General features: G+C 67.4%; 2 protein-coding genes. One reads left to right on the top strand and one right to left on the bottom strand.

What is annotated here, in order from left to right; all coding sequences use genetic code 11:
* Nucleotides 1-301 (bottom strand): double zinc ribbon domain-containing protein (locus tag MOV74_RS39100; RefSeq protein ID WP_246932944.1); only part of this gene is annotated, 301 nt, incomplete at its 3' end.
* Between the two features lie 196 nt (nt 302-497).
* Here MOV74_RS39100 and MOV74_RS39095 point away from each other — a divergent pair.
* Nucleotides 498-937, top strand: a 440-nt coding sequence (locus MOV74_RS39095) for a methyltransferase domain-containing protein (protein WP_246932946.1), incomplete at its 3' end; no start/stop codon positions are given.

The following is a 937-nucleotide window of genomic DNA, read 5'->3' as shown; positions in this document are numbered from 1 at the left end:
GGGCTCGCTGATAGGCCGGCGGGCTCGCGATCGCCTCCATCGACAGCATGTCCGGGCCGGGATCATAGACGAAGGGAATGCCGAGCCGCGGGCAGTAGGGCCGTTCGATGAATGACAGCCGCGCCCAGCACGAGGCGCAAACGCCCTCGCCATCGACCGGCTCGCGGCAGGACACGCACTGCGTCGGCAGCGCAATGTCGAGCGCGAGCCGTGCGGCGCGCGACAGGATGTGACGGCCCGCCGTCCAGGCGGCACGCAGCGGTGTGGCGATGGAACGGTTGGGGGCGGCGTCGGCTTCCATGGGAGGAGGCTAGCGTTGCAACCTGGATTGCTCAAGTCATGGTCTCGTGCCCCGGACGCAGTGCGCCGCGTATCGGTGCGCTGCAGAGCCGGGGCCATCTTTCCGAATCATGCGGTGTGACTTCTGGGTCGGCTCTGCGGAGCGTCACTGCGTGGCGCACGGCGTTCGGGACACGAGAGTGATTGCAATAGTCAGCATGATCGGCGTAACCAGCGGCATGGCTCAACACCCCCCAACTCCGCCCGCTTTGTTCGATCGCGCTTTGCTGCACGCGCGGCAGCGGCGCGCGCAGATGCAAGGTGCCGTGAGCTTCCTGCTCGATCGTGTTGCGGAAGACATGGCGGAACGGCTCGCCGCGGTGATGCGCGAGTTTCACACCCCGGTCGATCTTTGGACGCCAGGCGAAGGGCTCGCGACCCTGCGTCCGCGGCTTCCATCCATCGAACACATCGCGCTCGATGCTGCTGGCGCGGAAAAGCTGCCCTTTGCACCGGAAAGTCTCGACCTCGCCGTCTCCGCGCTGGCGCTGCAATTCGTCAACGACCTGCCGGGCGTGCTCGCACAGGTCCGGCGCGCGCTGAAGCCGGACGGGCTGCTGCTGGCCGCGATGATCGGCGGCGACAGCCTGACCGAGCT

This window comes from Bradyrhizobium sp. SHOUNA76 (genome assembly GCF_023006445.1).
Classification (GTDB): domain Bacteria; phylum Pseudomonadota; class Alphaproteobacteria; order Rhizobiales; family Xanthobacteraceae; genus Bradyrhizobium.
This window is presented reverse-complemented; position numbering and strand designations above follow the sequence as displayed.